Below are 19416 nucleotides of genomic sequence, written 5' to 3' on the forward strand. Positions count from 1 at the left end.
CATTTTTTTTGCACAACGACTGGAGCGATGCAATGAATAAAGTCTGGTTTGTTACCGGTGCGGCCCGCGGCCTGGGTGCCGCCATTGCCAAAGCCGCATTGGCCGACGGCGACCGCGTGGTGGTCACTGGCCGTCGTGTCGAACCGCTGGAAAAGGTCTTCGCCGAATACGCCGGGCGCGTTTTAGCAGTGGCCCTGGATGTGACCGAAGAAGCCCAGGCACTGGCTGCCGTAGAGACTGCGGTCGCACGTTTTGGCCGAATCGATGTGCTGGTGAACAATGCCGGCTATGGCCAACTGGCTCCCTTTGAAGACAATTTCGCCAGCGATGCCGACAAGCAGTTCGCAACCAACGTGTTTGGTGTGTTCAACGTCTGCCGCGCCGTGTTGCCGGTCATGCGCAAGCAACGCACAGGTCACGTCTTCAACGTGTCATCGATGGGCGGTGTGGTGGGGATGGGTGGAGCGGCGCTGTACTGCTCGTCGAAATTTGCCGTGGAAGGCTTTTCCGAATCCCTGGCCTTGGAAGTGGCTCAGTTCGGCATCAAGGTCACGCTGGTGGAGCCGGGGGTTTTCCGTACCGACTTTCTCGACCCCAGCTCCGCGGTCTTTGGCACACGCACGCTTGAGGACTACGCCGCATTCACCGCCAAGGTCAAAAGCGCCTCGGCCGCGTATAACCACCAGCAAACCGGCAATCCGGCGAAACTGGGGGACGCGTTGGTGCTCCTGGCCAATAGTGAACATCCGCCGTTGCGTTACCTGGCAGGCTCCGACGCCTATCAGCAAATCAGCAACAAGCTCAACACCATGCTCGCGGAAATCGAACTGTGGCGACAGCTTTCCTATTCCACCGATGGCCTATAGGTCGCCAGTGCGCACAGCCTTTTGACAAGGCTGTGCGTCCCCCATTACTGATTGATGAAGTAACGAACAAACAGCTTCCCTTCTTCGAACCGATACAGCTCGATCGTCTCTATGCCTCCTTCCTGCTCGCGAAAGGCATTCAGGTGATGGCACGCAGCTTCATCGCCATTGACAATGCACTGTCGCACCTCGACGCGAATCTTCGGTTGCTGTTGCGCCCACATGCCTTCCAGGACCTGCCAGGCATCGTGCTGTGATTTGCCGACGTATTCGATACTCAAGCCATTGGCCGAGACGCTGCGGTAATGAGCGAAAAAGCCCTCTTTGTCGCCTCTGTTCCAGCAGTCGATCTGACCGTGCAGGAAGTGCTCGATTGCGTGTTTGTCCATGCTCATCTCTTGTTCATCCTCGGGTAGGGTTCAGGCGTGCTGCCGTTGCTGCAGGTTCTTGACGTGCCAGGAATGCCGGTTCCATCTTCAGCCACAGCAGAATGCTGGGGCCAATGATCGCGCAGCAGAAACAGCACACCAGCACCGCTGAATAGCTGCCGTATACGTCGTAAAGATGACCGAACAGCATGGGCACCAGCCCGGAAACGATGGTGATCAGGCACAGGTGCAAGCCAAAGATCCGCGCGTAGTCCTTCAGGCCGAAATAGCGTGCCATCAGGAAGGCCGCCAGATCGAATTCAGCACCGGCGCTGGCGCCGATGCACAGGGTGGCAAGTACCAGCAGCAGTGTGCTCTGCGCCCCACCAAATAGAAAGATCGCACAGCCCAACGCAGGCAGCGCCAGACTCACCGCAGCCACCAAAGAAGGTGAAAAGCGGTCCAGCAGGTACCCCACTAACAACCGCCCGCCGATGATGGAAATGCCGAACGTACTGAAAATCTGCGCGGCTTGCTGGGCACTCAAACCCTTGCTTTGCAGCATCGGCACGATGTTGGTGACCATGCCCACCGTCAACGACACCGACAGTATCAAGGCGACGTTAAAACCCCAGTACATCCCTGAATGCAATGCCTGTTTGAAAGACATTCCGCTCAGCTCCGGGAGCTCCTTCTGCGCGCTCGCATTAGTGTTGAGGGGTTGTGCCGGCATGCGCAACCACATCAACGACAACGGCAGCGTAAACAGCAAGGGCATCGCCCCCAGGGCAATGAATCCAGCTTGCCAGCCGTAGGCGGCAATCAGCCGCGACAACAATGGCGGCAGGATCATCGCCATCAACCCCGTCCCACACAGGATCACCGCCAGCGCCAGGCCACGGTTGCGTTCGAACCAGAGGTTGACCAACTGGGTCCAGGTAATCGCAATCGTGCCGGCACAGACGATCGGCATGCTGAAAAATGCCAGGTACAACCAGCCAATGGAACCCTGGATCCGGGTAATGGCGAAGTAACCGACTATCTGCAGCACGATAGAAAAAATCGCGACTCGTCGCAGGCCGTAGCGGCGGTAGAGCGGACCGACCAACTGCGTGGAGATCGCCACGCCGGCGAACAGAAAGGTGATTGAAGCCTGCAAGTCGCCACGGCTCCAGCCAAAGGCCTGTTCCAACGGAATCACCAAGGTGCCGAAGGCATACAGCAGCGCGGCGGTGATGCTGGTGCAAATGCCAAACAGCCCCAGCAGGACAACGCGCCAGCCACGCTTGAACTCGGAAAAATCATTGCCACCATGGACCGTATTGTTGCGTGTCTCGGTTGTCATCAACTCACTCCCGGCGCAGGCCGCCTTCGCGGATGCGCGACATGATTAATGGCCCTTGAGGATTTCTTCGACTTTGGGCAGTGCGATCATGGTGGCGCCGCCATCCACCAACAACGACGTGCCGGTGATGTAGGAGGCCTCGTTGGAGGTGAGAAACATCACGGCATTGGCAATGTCGGCGGACTCGCCCAGGCGCCCGACCGGGAAATGTGCGGCGAGTTTGTGCGGCAGTTCATCGCCCAGGGTTTCCAGCATGTGGTCAGTGCCAATCAGCCCGGGCTCTATAACGTTGACCAGAATATTCATGGCGCCGAACTCCACCGCCAGGCCGCGGGCAAAGGCGTTCATGAAGGCTTTGCTTGAGCCATAGGCAATCAGGCGTGGTGTGTACTTGCGGTTGGCTTCACCAGAGGAGATGAAAATCAGCCGGCCTTTGTCCACCGCTTTGGACAGGTAGGGCGCGCTGTCCTTGGCCAGCCAGAACAACGACTGGATATTGCTGCGCACGATGTGATCGAAGGTGTCATCGGCCATTTCGGCGATCAGCCCGTGACTGGTGTCAGCGGCGCAATGCACCACGATATCTAGGGAGCCAAAATGTTCTACGCCGCCCTGCACCATTGACTTGATCGCCTCGCGATCGGCGATGTCGCCACCGACCAGGCAGGCTTCACCGCCCAGGGACTTGATTTGCTCGATTGTTTCTTTGCCGTATCGAGGAGTGCGTGCCGACACCACCACTTTGGCGCCCTCGCGGGCATAGGCCAGGGCAATGGCGCGTCCCATGCCTCGACCGGCACCGGTGACCAGTACGACTTTGTCGCGGAATTTCATCGTGATTCCTCTTTATTGTTATGCCCTGTAGGAGCGAGCCTGCTCGCGATAAACCTGAGAACACCACGGGGTGTCAGACATCACGCGGTATCCTTCACGTCCATCGCGAGCAGGCTCGCTCCTACAGGGGGTTCACAGGTTTACAGGTCCTTGCCTGGAACGTTACGGGCCGAGCCGTTACGCCGGTCCGACTCGCCCCAGCCCAGCCAGTGCGAAGGCTCGCGGGTATCGCCAACCCGACGCCAACGCCCTTCCTGCTGAGCCGTGACAGGGAAACCGCCAACGAAGTCGATCATTTCGCCCTTCTCGTCAGGCAGGAATTCCCACTCTTCCTTGCCTTCCAGCACGATTTTGGCCGACTTCAAGAAGTAGCTTCCGTCCTTGTGCTCGGTGTGCCCTTCGATATCGGTGGTGACCCGCACCTCGCCTTTTTCATTGTTGAAAATGGCGTAACCCAGGTGGTCGTGACCGACCATGAAAGAACCGGTATCCCACGTGCCGTCTTTATAAACGGTGACAAAGGACCACCAGATCACATGCTTGTTGTTGTTTACTACCAGGTCTTTCTTGAAGTGGATGGCGCCGCCTTCAGCCATGTAGAACTGGTCCAGCGCCATGGCGCCTTTTACCGGACGCCCCTCGCAGACACCGGCGATATCCCACAACTGTGAAACGTAGAACGTGCCCCACTCCACACCCGGCAAGTACCACTGCAAACCCGGTCCGAGCAGACGACCTTCGAGGTGAAACAAGCCTTCTTCTTTCCAGGTCAGGCGTTCACTGCTGGCCGTGATTTCCCAGCCATTACCGGCTTCACCCGGTTGGCTGGCCCAGCGTGCGGTATCACCTTCCAGGCTATGCACAGGCAGTGGCGTCAGCGCCTGGCGGGCCATTTTTTCGTGGTCCATGCGCAGGTGGACGTTGTCGACGTGGTTGTTCAGGTAGTAGAACTTGGTCGGGTTCGGCGTGCCATTGGGCGCCATCAGCGACCGCACAAATGAATAGATATTGCCCTGCTCATCGCGCACAGAGCCGAACGGCGAGCTCTTGCTCAAATGCAGGCCGAAGAAGCCGCGCTCGGCAGACATCGAAGCGCCAGTGACCTTGTGCGGCCCGACCAGTTGCTGGAAGCCGAAATCACCGCGTTCTGGAATGGTTTTGAACGTTCTCATACTGCCCTCTGTTGTTTTTATCAAGGCCTGGAAACGGATTTGAATCGTGGTTCAGTCCCAGATCACCGGGAGCGTCGACACGCCACGCAGCTGTGCACCGCCGATCTGCGGTACGGGCTGGGTCGGGTCGAGACGCAAGTTGGGGAACAGATCGAGGATCGCGTTGACCGCGCAGCTGATCTCGACCTTGGCAACGAACTGACCGATGCACATGTGCGGGCCAAAACCAAAACCAAAGGATGGTTTTGGCTTGCGGTCGATATCGAAGACATCCGGGTTTTCAAACGCTTCTTCGTCGCGGTTGGCAGACACCACCATGCACTGGACGAATGAGCCCTTGGGAATCTTCACACCGTGAAATTCCACTTCCTTGGCGGTTTCGCGCACTTTGAAAGTGGCTACCGGTTCAAAACGGGTAGTTTCGTCCATCAGCTTGCCGATCAGTGAGCGGTCGGCCTTGACCCGCTCGAGCAAGCCGGGAGTTGTGAGCAGCAAGGTCATCACCGAGCCGAACATGCGCGTGGTGGTTTCCCCGGCCGCCGGCAACAACGAGCGAGTAAAGGTGATCACTTCATGGTCATCCAGCGTGCGCCCTTCGTATTCCGCGCGCAGCAAACGACCGACCACGTCATCGCCCTGGCTGCCCTCGGCGCGACGTTGCACCACGACTTCGGCCAGTGCGTCGTAAAGACCCTTGACGGCGATGCCGGCCTGACGCCGCGCTTCGACCATCTTGCTCGGGTCGATCTGGTTGCCGCCGACAATGGCCAAGGCCCAGGCCGCATATTGTTTGTACTTGGACGGTTCATCCGAGGGGAAGCCCATCAAGGCGTACATGATGCGAATCGGCAGCTCGAGGCCGAACTTCATCAGGTCGGCCTTCTTTGCCGGCAACATTGGCTGGATGTACTCCTCGCGGATCACCTGGTCGATCTGCGGGCGCCACTTGTTCACGGTCTCGGGCATGAATGCCGGTTGCAGCAAGGCGCGCACCTTGCGGTGTTCGTCACCGTCCATGGCCAGAATGATCAAGCCATCGAAAAACGCGCCCAGACCTTCGGCAATAAAGCCGCTGGTGTAGGTCGCACCATCGCGCAGAACAGTCATCACGTCCTGGTATTTGAACAAGGCGAAGGTCGGGCGAGTGCCCTGCTGGGTACCGGCATTGGTTGGCACCCCGAATTGAGTAATGAAATCGCCTTCATAGATGGGTGACTTCAACCGTTGCTCGCGGCACACCGCATGAATATCCAGGTCAGTGCCGCGATACATTTCCGATACGGCGGAATACGCGGTGGCCAGGTCCAGTGCTGCGCTTTCGTTGCTCATCAGGTTCTCCTGTCTTGTTTTTATTGCTCTTGCACACCAAGATTGCCCGGCTGCCAATCCATGGTATGCGGTTGTGTCTGCACCGGTACTGCGCTTCGTTTGACTCTGGGTCAAACGATGGCGCCCGGGTATATGCTTCAAGGTGTGACCCCATTCAACAGGAGGAGTACGAGGTGGCGGTGAAGGCAGGAGAAGGTGGCGAACAGGGCAAACGCAATACGATGAATCGCCTGCTCGCTGCTGCGCGCGTGGAGTTCGCTAAAAAAGGCCTGGCCGGTGCGCGCGTGGAAGAAATAGCCCGGGATGCCGGGGTCACCAAGCAACTGGTCTACCACTACTACAACTCTAAGGAAGGGCTGTTTGTCGCGGTACTGGATGAATCTTCGGACAACATCATGTCCGAGCTGGTCAACCTCAAGGTTGAAGAGCTGCCACCGCCTCAGGCGATGCGCACCGTGCTCAATCACTTCTTCGACCAATACCGGTTTGACCCCTTCCTCGGCAGCCTGGCGCTGGAAGGCATTCGCTACCACGACACCCACGAAACACCGCGTAACCATTTTCTTGAAATGGCACCGAAGCTGATCGCCAAGCTCGACGCGATCCTGGTCCGCGGAGCCGCCAGTGGTGATTTTCGTGCGGACATCAACCCGCGCTTGTTGCTGGCCAGCGCCTCACTGGTGACCACAGGCTGGTTCACCAACCGCTACTCCATGTCTGCACTCGCAGGCCTGGACACTGACTCGGCAGAAGGCATGGCCACCTGGCGCCAGTACTCGGCAGATTTTGTCCTGGCGAGTATTTCGTTGGGTGCAAAAAAAAACGCTGACAGCGTTTAACGACTATCAGCGCGTTGCATAAACACGATCTCTTTGTGGGAGCGGGCCTGCTCGCGAAGGGACAGGTACCTCCAGGATCACCGCCACCTGACACTCCGCCTTCGCGAGCAGGCTCGCTCCCACAGGTTTTATCTATCGACGGCTCAGTTGCCTTTTTTACTCAAGTACTTGCTCACCCGCTTGGCCGCCAACCGCCCTGCCATGCCGTTGACCCCACCGCCCGGATGTATGCCGGCGCTGCCGAAATACAGCCCGGCCACCGGTAAGGTATCGCCGCCCAAACCGTACGCTGGGCGCATGGTGCTCGAACGCATGGAGGTCGTGTCGATATGCACCACGCAGCCATTCACCGTGTTCAAGCGCGCGGTAAAGTCCGGGGCGGCCTCGATGTGACGGCCAATCACCTGCCCTTCGATCCCTTCAATGTAGTCATACAGCTGTTCTTGCACTTGGTCGGCTACCCGTTCACGCAATGCGTCCCAACCCTCGTTGGGGTTCACCGGCATGACCGGCGGATAGATGTACAGTACATCCTGGCCGGCTGGCGCTTGTGAGGGATCGGCGGCGCTCGGTGCGGCCACGGTGATGTAGGGCAACTTCGGTACCTCGCCTCGGGCGCAAGCGGCGAAGTTTTCCAGCACCGCCTCTTCGGTGCCGATCAACATCACGGTTTTACGCAGATCCACACCGTCGCCGCGAATGGCAGCAAAACGTGGCACGGAAATCTGCCCACGCAAGGCAAGATCCACCTTCAGTGGTCCCGAGCCCTTGCCGTTGGCTGGTGCCATGGCGATGCGGGTGAGCAAGTGTTGGGGGATTTCACCACGGGTGACCATATCCAGCGCAGGCTTGGGGTGACAGCCGGCAATGACCGCGCGGGCCATGAACTGGCGACCATCCGCAAGTTTCACCCCTTTGATCCGGCCATCCTTGGCAACGATTTCACTGACGCTGGCCGACACCAGCACCTGACCGCCCAGCTCTTCCAGACGCGCCTGCATGGCGTTGCTCAACTGCTGCATGCCCCCAAGGACACGACCCACACCAAAACGATGGAGGAAACCGAGCAAGGCGTAATAGATGCCACCGCCATCGGCGCTGATATCACCTGCCAGACCGGTCAGTGCACACATCGCGGATATGGTCACCGGATGCTCGAAGCGCTCACGCGCCGCTTGCAGCGCGGATCCCGTCATCAGTGCCATCAGTTCGGGCTTCAAGGCTTTGTGTTTGATCGCGGTGCCGAGCATCTTCAGCTTCACACCCAGGTTGGTCTTCGCCGGGTCGACGCGCATCATCGGCAGCGCGATATCGAGGAACATGTCGATGACCTTCATGAACTCAAGAAACGCCTCGGCGTCCTTGCTGCTGAAGCGGCGAATCTCGGCAGCGGTTTTCTCGCGATCACGCCAGAAAATCAGCGACTGTCCATCTGGATGCAGGTACACATACCCCGGCGCGAGCTCCACCGATTTGAAACCGTGGCGCTCCAGCCCGAGCTCCGCCGGCACGTGGGAATGCACACGCATCGACATCATGTCCAGGGCACAGGGGTGGACCAGGTGCTGCGGTGCTTCGGGTATCAGATAGCCCGATGACGCCATGCCGCCGACCTTGTCCAACGCTTCGAGCACCAGCACTTTCTTGCCTTCCATGCCCAGGTAACAGCCAGCCGAAAGGCCATTGGTGCCACCGCCGACGACGATCACATCGAAGTCGGTGTTTCCCGCTTTGTGGTTCTGATTCATCACTTGCTTCCATGACGTAATTCAACCACGGCGGCGCGCGGCGGCTGTGGTGGCGAAGTACAACCCCAGCGCACCGGACGGTGCACCGAGGCAAAGGTTACATGCCGGTGCGACCCATCTGCGCGAACAACGCGCGCATCGCAACCAGGGATGGCGTGTGGCTGCTGAAACCACCGTCGGCGACCAGAGTGGTACCCGTGACGAAGGAGGATTCGTCACTGGCCAGGAACGCCACCACATCGGCGATCTGCCGAGGTGTACCCAGCTCGGCGGTGCAGTGGTTGTCGCGCAGGATGTCGAGCAAGGGTTCAGGCATGGCGTGTTCCGAAGGCGCCAGGCCGATCTGCACGGCATTGCCGCGAATGCCTTGCTTGCCGTACTGCGAGGCCACCATGCGTGGCAGCATCATCAGCCCCGCCTTGGAAGTGGCGTAGCCGGTCAGGGACATATCGCCCTGCATGCCCAGACCCGAGGTGGCGAAGATGATCGAGCCCTTGCCGTTCTCCAGCATGACCGGAATCACATGCTTGGTGCACAGCACGGCGCCACGCAGGTTGACCGCGATGGCGCGGTCCCAGGCCTGCATGTCGAGGTTGACGAAATCACGGTCCAGCTGGCGTTGCTCGGCATTCAGGATCGCCGCGTTGTTGTGCAAGATGTCGATACGGCCAAAACGCTCTTTCACCTGGGCAACCATTGCCCGCACGTCGTCTTCCGAGGACACATCGGTGGCAATCGCCAAAGCCTGATGGCCCTCGGCGACCAACGATTGGGCAACGGCTGTCGCCCCCTCGAAATTGATATCGATTACGGCAATACTCGCGCCATGGGATGCCAGTACCCGTGCGCATTCGGCGCCCAGGCCGCCACCGGAGCCGGTAATAATGGCCACTCGTCCTGCCAGTTTTCCTGTACTCATGCCCTTATCCTTTTTGTTTTAGGGAGTGGCGCTTTATTCGCCGGTAAAACGCGGTTCGCGCCGTTCGCTGAAGGCCTGGGCCGCTTCGCGGGCGTCCTTGGTCGGGGCCAACAAGGCGAACAGATCAAGCTCCAGGTCCAGGCCACGCTTGAGATCCATTTCCAGTGCCGCCCGCGCAGCCTGTTTGACAAAGGCCGACGCGGTGGGTGGTTTGCTGGCGATGCGCTGGGCAAAAGCCCGCACTTCTTGCACAAGGTTGGCACTGTCACTGGCCAGTCGACTGACCAGACCAATGCGCTGCGCCTGCTCGGCGCCCACCCTGTCACCGGTGAGCAACATGTCCAGTGCCTGACCCGGTGCCACCACTCGGGAGAGTCGTTGCGTGCCGCCGCCACCGGGGATCAGCCCCAGACCGGTTTCTGGCAGGGCGAACACGGCATCGGGAGCGGCGAAACGGATGTCACACGCCAGCACCAATTCCAGCCCGCCACCCATGCAGTAGCCATGAATGGCGGCGATCACCGGTTTGGTGATGCCGTCCAGGGTTTCGATCCAGCGTACGTTTTCCATGCGCTGGCGAACTTGCAAGCTGGACTCTGGGCCGCGGCGTTCCTTGATATCGGCGCCCGCACAAAAGCCCCGTTCGCCTTCCCCGCGAATCACGATCACGCGAATGTCCGGATCCTGCTGCAACAACGCCAGTGCCTGCGGTACGCCCTGGCGGATCTCGTCGTTGATGGCGTTGATCTGTCGGGGACGGGTCAGTACCACCCAGCCCACCATGGCATCGCGCTCCAGGCGCACAGCCTCGTTGATCAGCACGGGGAGTTGCGGATTTTGCGCTGTGCTCATGCAGGGCACTCCTCGAACTCGAAGACCTGACCATTGAGTTCTTGTGGATCGATCTTGATCAATGGACGACCGCCAACGGCCTCCGAGGATTCGATCCACTGGAACCGCGTGCCGCGTGCGCGCAGATCTTCGGCCTTGGCGGCCAGGTCGTTGACGCCGATACGGATGTAGTACGGCCCCGGGCCCCAGTTGTTGACGTAGTGGCCGGCGTCGGTGTTCCAGTAGGTCGCCTCGAGTACATCGAGGGTTGCACTGTTAGGCACGGTGAACCCCATGTGCGCACGGCGGTAGCCTTCGCTGCGGATGTTCTCCACCGGCCCGCTCGGTTCCCAGTCGAGGTTGGTCGACACCTTGCGCAGGGTTTCGTCGAGGTCACGGACCAGGAAGCCACGGGCCGTCACGCGTACCATGTCGCCGGGTTTGAGATCGCGTGGTTGCACCGGTGGCAACTGGTAGGTTTCCGGCGGCATCTGCAATGGCTCGGTCGGCATGATTTCAATGCAAAGGCCACCGTCCACGGATGGCTGGTAGTACGGCTGCTCGGGAGTCGCACCGAGCCACAGGCGGTCGAACGGCATTTCCGGGGTGCGCTGTGCCATGCGGAACGGCAAGCGCCGGCGCATCAGTTTGTCCACCAGTGCGTCGAACTTGTCCCCGTGCAGGGCCAGCACGATGGAGTGAGTGATCATCGGCCGATGATGCCCCTGGAAATCTTTCAGGCTTTCCAGAAAGTCATGGAACAGCGGATCGCCGGGGTTCGGTCGATCCAGGTGCCACTGCGGTTCGATGCGTGTTGGCGACACCGCCAGGGATTTGTGTACCCGCAGAAAATGCGCGATGTACGGGTGATTGTCGAACGCCTGGCGCCAGCGTTCGTGCTTGTAGATCCCGAGCTTGTCGACCAACATTTCCGTCATGCCGTCCGGGTCCGGAACCATCATGTCGGCACTCATCAGTAACTCGAACATACTTCTCTCCTTGCAATTGCCAGCCTGGGCCTGTGCCCGGCTATTAGTCAGCGGGCACGCCGGGGTAAGGCGAGCTCAGTCAATGAGTGGGTCGGTGCGCCGGCTGCGGGCTTACGCGGTTCCTGCTGCGCGCGGGCGTCTTCGAGGTCCAGGGTCACTCCGGCCTTGGAGTTGCCCTTGGGATTGAGCAGGTAATGCGACAGGGCCGGGATCAACACCAGTGCACCGAGCATGTTCCACAGGAACATGAAGGTCAGCAGAATGCCCATGTCGGCCTGGAACTTGATCGGCGACCAGGCCCAGGTAATCACCCCGGCGGCCATGGTCAGGCCCACCAGTGCAACCACACGGCCGGTGAAGTCCAGCGAGCGGCGATAAGCCACCGCCAGGCTGCCACCACGCTCCTGCACCGCCAGTTGCACACTGAGCAGATACAGCGCGTAGTCCACACCGACACCGACCCCCACGGCGATCACCGGCAAGGTGGCCACCTTGAGGCCGATGCCCAGCCAGACCATCAGTGCCTTGCAGATAATCGTGGTCATCAGCAGCGGAATCAGCGCCACCAAGGTTGCGCGCCAGCTGCGGAAGGTCAGCAGGCAGAGCAACGCCGTGGCGCCATACACCGCCAGGTACATGGTGATGATGCCCTTCTCGACTTCGATATTGGTGGCGGCCTCGATGCCGGCATTGCCCGCGGCCAGGAGGAATTCCACCGGCTGTTCAGCGCCGACGACACTGTTGTTTTCCTTGGCGAATTCTTCTGAGACCTGCAACACCCGGCTCAGGGTGTCGGCCTTGTGGTCGGCCAGATAAGCAATCATCGGGGTCACCGAGCACTGCTGGTTGGTGATCCCCGGGGCGGAAATCATCGCTGCATCCACCGCCGAGTTGGTGATCGCCTGGTCACGGCTGATGCTCAGCCATTTCGGGCTGCCTTCGGCCATGCCGGAGCTGATCATCCGTACGGTTTCGGCCAGCGACTGGGTGGTTTGTACACCTGGTGTCTGACGCAGGCGCCAGGCCAGCTTGTCCATGCTTTGCAGCGACTGGTACAGGCGGCAGCTGTCTTCGTTGGTCTTCATGATGACCACGAACTGGTCACTGGAAAGCCCGTAATGGCTGGTGATGTAGGCGTTATCGCGGTTGTAGCGCGAATCCGCACGCAGCTCCGGTGCACCGGGGTCCAGGTCACCGACCTTGAGGTGCATCATCACCACACTGCCCGCCAGGGTCACCAGCAGCGACACGGCGATCACCGCGGTGGCCATCGGCCGTTCGGTGAAGCGGTCGAGGCCGCTCCACAGACGCCCTAGAAAACCTTTGTTTTCTGCGCCGGCCTGGTCTTTGGCGATGGCGATACGCGCGGCTTTTTTACTGACACCGAGGTACGACAGCGCCACCGGAATCAGCAGCAACTTGGTGAAAATCAGCACGGCGACACCGATGCTGGTGGTCAGTGCCAGGTCGCGGATCACCGGAATATCGATGATCACCAGCACGGCAAAACCAACGATATTGGTCAGCAGTGCGGTAAGGCCCGTGAGGAACAAACGGCGGAAGGTATAGCGCGCGGCAATGTATTTATGGGTGCCACGGCCAATGTCCTGAAGGATGCCGTTCATCTTCTGCGTGCCATGGGAAATGCCGATGGCAAAAATCAGGAACGGCACCAGGATCGAGTACGGGTCCAGCTCGTAGCCGAGGATTTGCATCAAGCCCAGCAGCCACACCACGCCCGCCACTGCCACGCTTACCAGCAACAAAGTGCTGCGCAGGCAACGGGTGTAGAAATAGACGAACAGCCCGGCGATCACCACGGAAGCGCCAAAGAACAGCATCACCGAATACAGGCCGTCGATCAGGTCGCCGACCAGCTTGCTGAAGCCGACGATGTGGATGCCGACCTTGTCGCTTTCCAGTGAGCGAATCTGTGCTTCCAGTTGCTTGGAGAAATCCCCGTAGTCCAGTGGTTTACCGGTCTGCGGATTGGTATCGAGCAGCGGCGCGACAATCATGCTCGACTGGCTGTCGTTGGCCACCAGGTTGCCGACAATGCCGGCGCGCATGATGTTGCGGCGCAGGGCCTTGATCGACTTGTCGCTGCCGTCGTAATCCGAAGGCATCACCGCACCGCCATCGATGCCCTCCTCCGTCACTTCTTTCCAGCGGACGATGGGCATCCACAGCGACTTCATCCAGGAACGGTCGATACCCGGGATGAGGTACAGGGTGTCGTTGACCTTCTGCAGCGCCAGCAAGTAGTCGGCGTCGTAGATATCACCGGTCTTGTTTTCGACCACCACGCGAATGCTGTTACCCAACCCCGGAAGCTGGTCTTTATAGGCCAGGTAATTCTTGATGTAGGGGCTGGAGCTGGGGATCATTTTCTCGAAACTGGCATTCACTTGCAGCCGTGTAGCAAAGAAGCCCAACACCACGGTGGCGAGCAAGCAGGCAATGACGACCAACATGCGATGCCGGAAAATCACCCGTTCAAACCAGCCTCCGGAGCTCTTGTCAAAGTCCTCCAGGTTGGCAATCACTGGCATCCCGCTGTTGAATTTTTGCTCGACCATTTTTTCTTTCTCGTAGGGGAATCGTGCCGACGGCGTCAGTTGGCCTGGGCGATATCGATGACCTTGGCGCCGCTAAAGCGCGTGACAACCAGGCTCCCAGCCTGGTTGGTGGCACTGGCTGCATAAACCTCACCCATTCGCGCATCCGCCAGCGGCGTGACTTGCAAACTCTGGCGATCAACGCTGACCAGTTGCCCGCCCTGGCTCACGACGATCAAGGCGTTGCCCTGCTCGACGATGCTGACCAGACTGCTATTGAGGTTGGTTTCCACGGCCTGCCATTGCTGCCCGTCATCGCGGCTGGCGAACAGATTGCCGCGCAGCCCGTAAGCCAGCAGCAAATGATCGTAGGCGCGGACGCCGAAGTAGGTGCCGGTGTAGGGCGTTTCGATTTTCACGAAACGTTGTTGCTGACGATCCAGGCGCATCAACAGCCCCTGTTCGCCGCTGATATAGAAAGTGCCCGCTTGCTGAGCCAGGCCATACAGGTGCATGCGCCGCTCATTGTCACTGCGCTCGATCCACGGCTCCCAGTTCTGGCCGTTGTCAGTGCTGTGCAACAACAGCCCGAAGGCACCCACGGCAAAGCCGTTGCCTTGTTCATCGAACATCACATCCAGAAAGGGTGCGGCCAATACGCCCGGGGTCGCCGAGGTACCGGCGGCCATTGCCACTTCCCTGACTACCAGGGCCGCGGATTCGTCGCCTTTTTCGGACCGCGGACCGTAGTAGGCATTAAGCAGTGTCAACAGGCGGCGCCCGTCGAGCTGCACTTGCCAGCTGTGACCGCCATCAGTGGTGTGCAGCACCAGGGCATCGTGACCGACGATCCAGCCATTTCGCTCATCGCGAAACCGCACTTGCACCAGATCGCTGGACACCGGACTGTCGACCTGCTGCCAGGTTCGTCCCGCGTCGGTGGAGCGCTGGATCAATCCGTGGAGACCGACGCTGATCATCGCATCGCCAGCCCTGGCGACCGACAACAAGGGTGCGGGCAGCCGCTCGTCCACCCGTTGCGCCGGTACGTCCAGCGTATCGGTGGAAGGCGCAGCCGCGCAATAAGCAGGCATCGCCACCAACGAACTGACACCTACGGTCAACGCAACCGCAAGCAGTAGGCGCGACTTGGAAAAAAGAACAGAAGCAGGGCAAGGGCTAATCATTATTTTTATTCCTTAACCATCCCGCATGGCAGAACCCACCTGTTCTACCCGCCAGGCTTGATGCGCAAACCGACGGGCAGGACAGGCGACTCACATCAGCGTTGAGTGACCCGGGCTACGATGGCTTCAGGGTTCATGTCGCGCTCGCTGAGCGGTTTGTCATAGAACTTGTAACCACCTTTGAGCCCATCGTTGAGCAACGCGTACATGCCTTTGTTGAAGTCATAAACGACGTTTTTCACGTTGTAGGGAATGTTCTTGTCGTAGAGCTGTACGCCACTGAGGAAGATCGAGCGATACAACGCGCCGCTCTTGTCCCAGGCGTCATACAGGCCTACACCGAAGGTGTCTTCATCCAGGTAATAGGTACGTTTGCTGTAGACGTGGCGCATGCCCGGCTTCAACGTCGCCTCCACGACCCACACCCGATGCAGCTCCCAACGCTCGTTGGCCGGGTTGGCGTGGTGCGGCATGAACTGATCTTCCTGCTTGGTACCGAAGTAGAACTTGTAGGCGTTGTACGGAATGTACATCTCTTTTTTGCCGACCAGTTTGTAGTCGAACCGATCCTGGCTGCCGGAGAACATTTGCAGCTCATCGAACAGTGTCACACCGCCCTGACTGGCCACAGGCGTATCGAAGGCGAACTCTGGCGCCAGCTTGACGCGACGCTGACCCGGGGAGTAGCTGAAGGAACGACGAGCCTTGGCCTGTGGGTCGAGGAAGTCGGTGAGCACCACGACTTCACCGGAGCGGCGCGCCGGATAGTCATTGCGCGAGAACACTCGGGCATACATCAGTGAATCACGATCGGCCTGGGAGACCTGGTAGTACGGTGTCTCTTCGAAGGTCGCTTGCTCAGCGGTCTTGGTGATCGAGCCATTGGCGTCCACCACCCAGCTGTTCGAAGAGGAAGTGGTTGAGTAACCGGTGCCGATCTTGTAGCGCACCTGCTGGTTCCACATCACTTCGTTGCCGGTCTTCGGGATCGGGAACGGCAAGCCGCCACGGCAGGACGGATCGACCGCCAGGCCGTCTTTCTGAATCGTGCAACTGCTGGCGTTGCGGACGGTGGCATCCAGCACGGCCTGGGGATAGGCGGTCGTACGGTGGCTTGGATAAATGTCGATGTAATACGTCGGGTACTTCTTGATGAGGGTTTTTTGCCCTTCACTGAGCTTGTCCGCGTACTTGTCGACGTTTTTGGCATCGATACGAAATAGTGGTTTTTCATCCTTGAACGGATCGACCCAGAACCCGCTGTCGGGTACGAAGCCGGCCGGTGCCTTGGTCAGGCCACCGTCATAGGCAGGGATGGTGCCCTCGGCGTTACCCGCCTTGATCGCCCCGAACGGGGTGAGGCTTTTGCCCAGTTCGGAAGCGTCACCGCCTGCCGCCAGGGTGTAGGTCGCCATGCTCATCAGGGCAATGGATAAGGCAAGTTGTCGTTTCATGAACACATTCTCCGATTCTTGTTGGATTTATCAGAAGGAGGTCTTGAAGGTAAATGCCAGCCAGCCGCGGTCGGTACCACCGACCGGACCGTTACCGGCTACAGTGCCGTTGGCCAGATGCTTGGGTTGGGCCTTGGTGTCTGCGTAACGCAAGCCGAACTCATAGAGTTGGGCATAAGTGGCCTTCAGGCCGACTGAGTAGGACAGCGCGCCTTCGTTACCGCCACCGGCAGTCGGGGCGTTGCCATGCAGGCCGTAGTTGACAGTCATTGGGACATCCAGGTCCCAGGAAGGCAGGACCTGAATGTACTGTGGCGTGTAGTTGACGGCAACTGCGTAGTAGTTCTTCGACGAGCAACCATCGGACTCATCGCCGGAGCCGGGGCTGCGAGGGTTTCTGGCATCGGTACAAGCATTCTCGCCAACCCCTTTGTACAACTCTTCGTGCTCGGTCACCCGATCCAGATGGCTGTACGCGAATTCACCAACCAGCGTGCCGTTGTTCGAAATAAAGTTACGCGGCACGCCGTAAACAGCGTTGGCAATGAAGTGGATGGTGTCACCGCGAGGACCTTCATCGTCCAGGGCACTGACGCCGGTGGCATTCAATGCGCCGTTCATCCGATAGGACAATTCGGTACCGACCGCCACAGTGTTGAAGACCCGGGCGAAGCTGAGGCCCGCGAGCTTCACGCCACGTGGGTAAATCACCCGATAGGAGCCCGCTGCTGCCTTGATTTCCGGGGCCAGCCAAGGCTGGTAATCGTCGAACTGACGGTAGTAGGCGCCGAAGGTCGATTCGATTTCTTCGACGTTGAGTTTGCCCATCACGCCCCAGTTCTTGCCATCACGCCCGAATTTCGAATCCTGACGTTGCAGGGTCGAGCCGTTGGCGGCCAACGGTAGCTGGTCCGGGCCTTCGAACAATGGGTCGGCACCACCAAAGTACGTGCCCCCGTAAGGTATGCGAGTCGGTTCCCATTCGTAGAAATACTGAGCGGCAACAGAGAGATGGTCGGTGAGTTGCGCCTTGGCCGATATTTGCCCGACTGGCAGGAACACTTCCTTGGTTTCGATACCAGGACTGGTCGAGGCTTTCACGCCATCACTTGGCGCCTGGGAATAAGACACGGCATGCGCGCCGATGAGCAGGCCCTCACCCCAGTAGTTGGTGTGGCGACCGGCTTTCACGTTGACCGGTATTTCGCCGACGTTGAAGTTTTTCCAGAGGAACGCATCGAGAATTTCGCCCGAAGGACCGTTCATGTAGCGGTCCACTTCACCGCTGTACTTGTTGTTGTGGTAGCTGGTCGCGAACCCTGGAATGTTGCTGTGGACTTTGTCGTCATCGTAGGCCTGGTCATACCAGCCGGCAGCACTGAGACGAGCACCCCAATCGTTGAGATAGGAAAAATCGAACTCACTAAACAGATCGAGACGATTTGTCACGATCTCGTTTCTATCGAACTTGCCGTCCGACTCGTCGTAGTTCGGCGTATTCATGATGTGGCTGTCTTGACTGTCGGTCCGCATCCCCAGGTTGTAACGGACCGTATTGTCCCAACGCACGCGGTAGTCTGGGTTCGACATGTCGAACGAGGCCGCCATCAAACCCTGTGCACTGCCAACCATCAACAGTGTCAGAGCACCTTGAGTCAGCACCCGCCGACCCTGTTTGGTCTTCTCTTTCATACACACTACCTTTTATTTTTATTTTCTGACGTTAAGTGCGTTCAAACAGTCATTCCAGCGATCTGCGAAACCCCACAGGATCGATGCATGTCCCGCCTGGACAGTCCGCTCGAGAGGCCTGGCACGCATCCAGGACCACTTCCCTCCTCAGCTGAAAGCCACCGTAACGGATCGCAATGTAAAATTCCACATAAAGATTGCAGTTCTCTATTCAGAATTTTAACCGCGATTCCTTGGCTATCTGTTTTAGCCAACGGTGTCGCCCGGGGCAATACTGCACACAAAACACATAAACGTTCAAATAATCTTTGACGAATGACCTCTTTGGGCTTTCAATAGTCCGGGCAGACCCCCTGAATACGGGGGTCAGGCAGGAAAACCCGCAAGCGGACCGGCAGAAAAAAAACAACAGGAGCCAGCATGAACATTGATTTGAGTGCAAAGCGCGTGATCATCACGGGTGCTTCCCGGGGCATCGGCCTGGCCATCGCCCGGGCTTTCGCGGCTGAAGGGGCGCGGGTAGCGATTTGCGCCCGCAGTGAGGCAGACGTCCGCGAGGTGGGTTCGCAGCTCGCGGAACACGCCCAGGCGGTCATTGCCCGAGCGGTTGACGTGACCGACAGTGAGGGAGTCAAGGCTTTCGTCGCCGAAGTTGCACACGCCTGGGGCGGTGTCGATGTGCTGGTCAACAATGCGGGTCAAGGACGCGGCGGTAATCTCGATACCCTGACGCCGGAGGCCATCCTCGAACATGCCAACATCCTGCAGATGGGGCATTTTCGTTTCGTCCAGGCCGTGGTGCCGTTCATGCGTGAACAGCGTTGGGGGCGAATCATCGAAATCAACGCCCTGGCCGGCGCGATTCCGACGCCAGACGGCATTCCTTCGGTGATCAACCGCGCGTCGTGCATCGCCCTCTCCCGCTCGCTGGGCATGTCCCTGCCCAAGGACAATATCCTGGTCAACAGCCTGAACATGGGCTGGATCGATACCGGCCAGTGGGACCGTCATTACAAAGAGATGGGGCCGGGCGTGAGTCGCGAGGAGTTCGACGCCATGGTGATGAAAGTCGTGCCGCTCGGACGCTACGGCAAGCCTGAAGACGTTGCCGGCATGGCGCTGTTCCTGGCCAGCGAATATGCCAGCTTCATCAGCGCTGCCTCGATCGACATAGCCGGCGGCATGGGTGGGCAGATTGCTTACTTCCCGACGCTCAAGCGCGACTTTGCCGCTGCCATTGCCGCTCGTAACGCTGCCAGCGAATAACGCGCACACGCAGTCCGGC

Annotated in this window: 16 protein-coding genes; 3 read left to right on the forward strand and 13 right to left on the reverse strand. The window is 59.2% G+C overall.

The window, feature by feature from the left end:
• Nucleotides 1-32: 32 nt before the first annotated feature.
• Complete coding sequence (locus AC1Q8Q_RS13270) at nt 33-866, forward strand: oxidoreductase (protein WP_020798222.1); 834 nt, start codon at nt 33-35, stop codon at nt 864-866.
• Nucleotides 867-910: 44 nt separating this feature from the next.
• On the opposite strand, the gene AC1Q8Q_RS13275 is transcribed toward AC1Q8Q_RS13270, so the two are convergent.
• The 5 genes from AC1Q8Q_RS13275 to AC1Q8Q_RS13295 all read right to left on the reverse strand — a co-directional run bounded on the left by AC1Q8Q_RS13275 (nt 911) and on the right by AC1Q8Q_RS13295 (nt 5914).
• Entirely contained in the window at nt 911-1261 is a 351-nt protein-coding gene (locus AC1Q8Q_RS13275) for a nuclear transport factor 2 family protein (protein ID WP_020798223.1), read from the reverse strand.
• A 7-nt stretch (nt 1262-1268) separates the two neighbouring features.
• Nucleotides 1269-2579 carry an MFS transporter gene (locus AC1Q8Q_RS13280; protein WP_020798224.1) on the reverse strand — a complete coding sequence of 437 codons (1311 nt, stop codon included), beginning with the start codon at nt 2577-2579 and terminating at the stop codon, nt 1269-1271.
• A gap of 45 nt (nt 2580-2624) precedes the next feature.
• The gene (locus AC1Q8Q_RS13285; RefSeq protein WP_020798225.1) at nt 2625-3413 is read right to left on the reverse strand and encodes an SDR family NAD(P)-dependent oxidoreductase; all 789 of its coding nucleotides are present in this window, start codon (nt 3411-3413) and stop codon (nt 2625-2627) included.
• A 140-nt stretch (nt 3414-3553) separates the two neighbouring features.
• A complete protein-coding gene (locus AC1Q8Q_RS13290) occupies nt 3554-4585 on the reverse strand; it encodes a hypothetical protein (protein ID WP_020798226.1) in 1032 nt (343 codons plus the stop codon).
• A gap of 51 nt (nt 4586-4636) precedes the next feature.
• Nucleotides 4637-5914, reverse strand: a complete 1278-nt coding sequence (locus AC1Q8Q_RS13295) for a cytochrome P450 (protein WP_020798227.1) — start codon at nt 5912-5914, stop codon at nt 4637-4639.
• A gap of 173 nt (nt 5915-6087) precedes the next feature.
• Between AC1Q8Q_RS13295 and AC1Q8Q_RS13300 the strand changes: the two genes are divergently transcribed.
• Nucleotides 6088-6753, forward strand: a complete 666-nt coding sequence (locus AC1Q8Q_RS13300; RefSeq protein WP_020798228.1) for a TetR/AcrR family transcriptional regulator — start codon at nt 6088-6090, stop codon at nt 6751-6753.
• 143 nt (nt 6754-6896) lie between these two features.
• Here AC1Q8Q_RS13300 and AC1Q8Q_RS13305 read toward each other — a convergent pair whose 3' ends face one another.
• The 8 genes from AC1Q8Q_RS13305 to AC1Q8Q_RS13340 form a co-directional block, all read right to left on the reverse strand.
• Complete coding sequence (locus AC1Q8Q_RS13305; RefSeq protein ID WP_020798229.1) at nt 6897-8501, reverse strand: phytoene desaturase family protein; 1605 nt, start codon at nt 8499-8501, stop codon at nt 6897-6899.
• A 97-nt stretch (nt 8502-8598) separates the two neighbouring features.
• Entirely contained in the window at nt 8599-9420 is an 822-nt protein-coding gene (locus tag AC1Q8Q_RS13310) for an SDR family NAD(P)-dependent oxidoreductase (protein ID WP_020798230.1), read from the reverse strand.
• A gap of 33 nt (nt 9421-9453) precedes the next feature.
• Nucleotides 9454-10272 (reverse strand): enoyl-CoA hydratase/isomerase family protein, encoded by an 819-nt coding sequence (locus AC1Q8Q_RS13315; protein ID WP_020798231.1) that lies wholly within the window; start codon nt 10270-10272, stop codon nt 9454-9456.
• On the reverse strand, nt 10269-11240 hold the full coding sequence (locus tag AC1Q8Q_RS13320) for a VOC family protein (protein WP_020798232.1): 972 nt from the start codon (nt 11238-11240) through the stop codon (nt 10269-10271). The genes AC1Q8Q_RS13315 and AC1Q8Q_RS13320 overlap by 4 nt, the downstream gene beginning before the upstream one ends.
• A gap of 47 nt (nt 11241-11287) precedes the next feature.
• Nucleotides 11288-13819, reverse strand: coding sequence for an efflux RND transporter permease subunit (locus tag AC1Q8Q_RS13325; protein ID WP_020798233.1), 2532 nt, complete (start codon nt 13817-13819; stop codon nt 11288-11290).
• 35 nt (nt 13820-13854) lie between these two features.
• Nucleotides 13855-14985: a YCF48-related protein gene (locus AC1Q8Q_RS13330; protein ID WP_020798234.1), complete on the reverse strand. Its 1131-nt coding sequence runs from the start codon at nt 14983-14985 to the stop codon at nt 13855-13857.
• Between the two features lie 95 nt (nt 14986-15080).
• Entirely contained in the window at nt 15081-16439 is a 1359-nt protein-coding gene (locus AC1Q8Q_RS13335; protein WP_020798235.1) for a DUF1329 domain-containing protein, read from the reverse strand.
• A gap of 30 nt (nt 16440-16469) precedes the next feature.
• Nucleotides 16470-18131, reverse strand: a complete 1662-nt coding sequence (locus tag AC1Q8Q_RS13340) for a DUF1302 domain-containing protein (RefSeq protein WP_020798236.1) — start codon at nt 18129-18131, stop codon at nt 16470-16472.
• A gap of 420 nt (nt 18132-18551) precedes the next feature.
• Here AC1Q8Q_RS13340 and AC1Q8Q_RS13345 point away from each other — a divergent pair, with 420 nt between their 5' ends.
• Entirely contained in the window at nt 18552-19397 is an 846-nt protein-coding gene (locus AC1Q8Q_RS13345; protein WP_020798238.1) for an SDR family oxidoreductase, read from the forward strand.
• The last annotated feature ends 19 nt before the right edge of the window (nt 19398-19416 follow it).

The organism is Pseudomonas sp. GW823-FHT06B06, from assembly GCF_058795195.1.

Coding starts and splice junctions, on each gene's coding strand:
- AC1Q8Q_RS13270 (WP_020798222.1), top strand. CDS start 33: ATGAATAAAGTCTGGTTTGTTACCGGTGCGGCCCGCGGCCTGGGTGCC.
- AC1Q8Q_RS13275 (WP_020798223.1), bottom strand. CDS start 1,261: ATGAGCATGGACAAACACGCAATCGAGCACTTCCTGCACGGTCAGATC.
- AC1Q8Q_RS13280 (WP_020798224.1), bottom strand. CDS start 2,579: ATGACAACCGAGACACGCAACAATACGGTCCATGGTGGCAATGATTTT.
- AC1Q8Q_RS13285 (WP_020798225.1), bottom strand. CDS start 3,413: ATGAAATTCCGCGACAAAGTCGTACTGGTCACCGGTGCCGGTCGAGGC.
- AC1Q8Q_RS13290 (WP_020798226.1), bottom strand. CDS start 4,585: ATGAGAACGTTCAAAACCATTCCAGAACGCGGTGATTTCGGCTTCCAG.
- AC1Q8Q_RS13295 (WP_020798227.1), bottom strand. CDS start 5,914: ATGAGCAACGAAAGCGCAGCACTGGACCTGGCCACCGCGTATTCCGCC.
- AC1Q8Q_RS13305 (WP_020798229.1), bottom strand. CDS start 8,501: ATGAATCAGAACCACAAAGCGGGAAACACCGACTTCGATGTGATCGTC.
- AC1Q8Q_RS13310 (WP_020798230.1), bottom strand. CDS start 9,420: ATGAGTACAGGAAAACTGGCAGGACGAGTGGCCATTATTACCGGCTCC.
- AC1Q8Q_RS13315 (WP_020798231.1), bottom strand. CDS start 10,272: ATGAGCACAGCGCAAAATCCGCAACTCCCCGTGCTGATCAACGAGGCT.
- AC1Q8Q_RS13320 (WP_020798232.1), bottom strand. CDS start 11,240: ATGTTCGAGTTACTGATGAGTGCCGACATGATGGTTCCGGACCCGGAC.
- AC1Q8Q_RS13325 (WP_020798233.1), bottom strand. CDS start 13,819: ATGGTCGAGCAAAAATTCAACAGCGGGATGCCAGTGATTGCCAACCTG.
- AC1Q8Q_RS13330 (WP_020798234.1), bottom strand. CDS start 14,985: ATGATTAGCCCTTGCCCTGCTTCTGTTCTTTTTTCCAAGTCGCGCCTA.
- AC1Q8Q_RS13335 (WP_020798235.1), bottom strand. CDS start 16,439: ATGAAACGACAACTTGCCTTATCCATTGCCCTGATGAGCATGGCGACC.
- AC1Q8Q_RS13340 (WP_020798236.1), bottom strand. CDS start 18,131: ATGAAAGAGAAGACCAAACAGGGTCGGCGGGTGCTGACTCAAGGTGCT.
- AC1Q8Q_RS13345 (WP_020798238.1), top strand. CDS start 18,552: ATGAACATTGATTTGAGTGCAAAGCGCGTGATCATCACGGGTGCTTCC.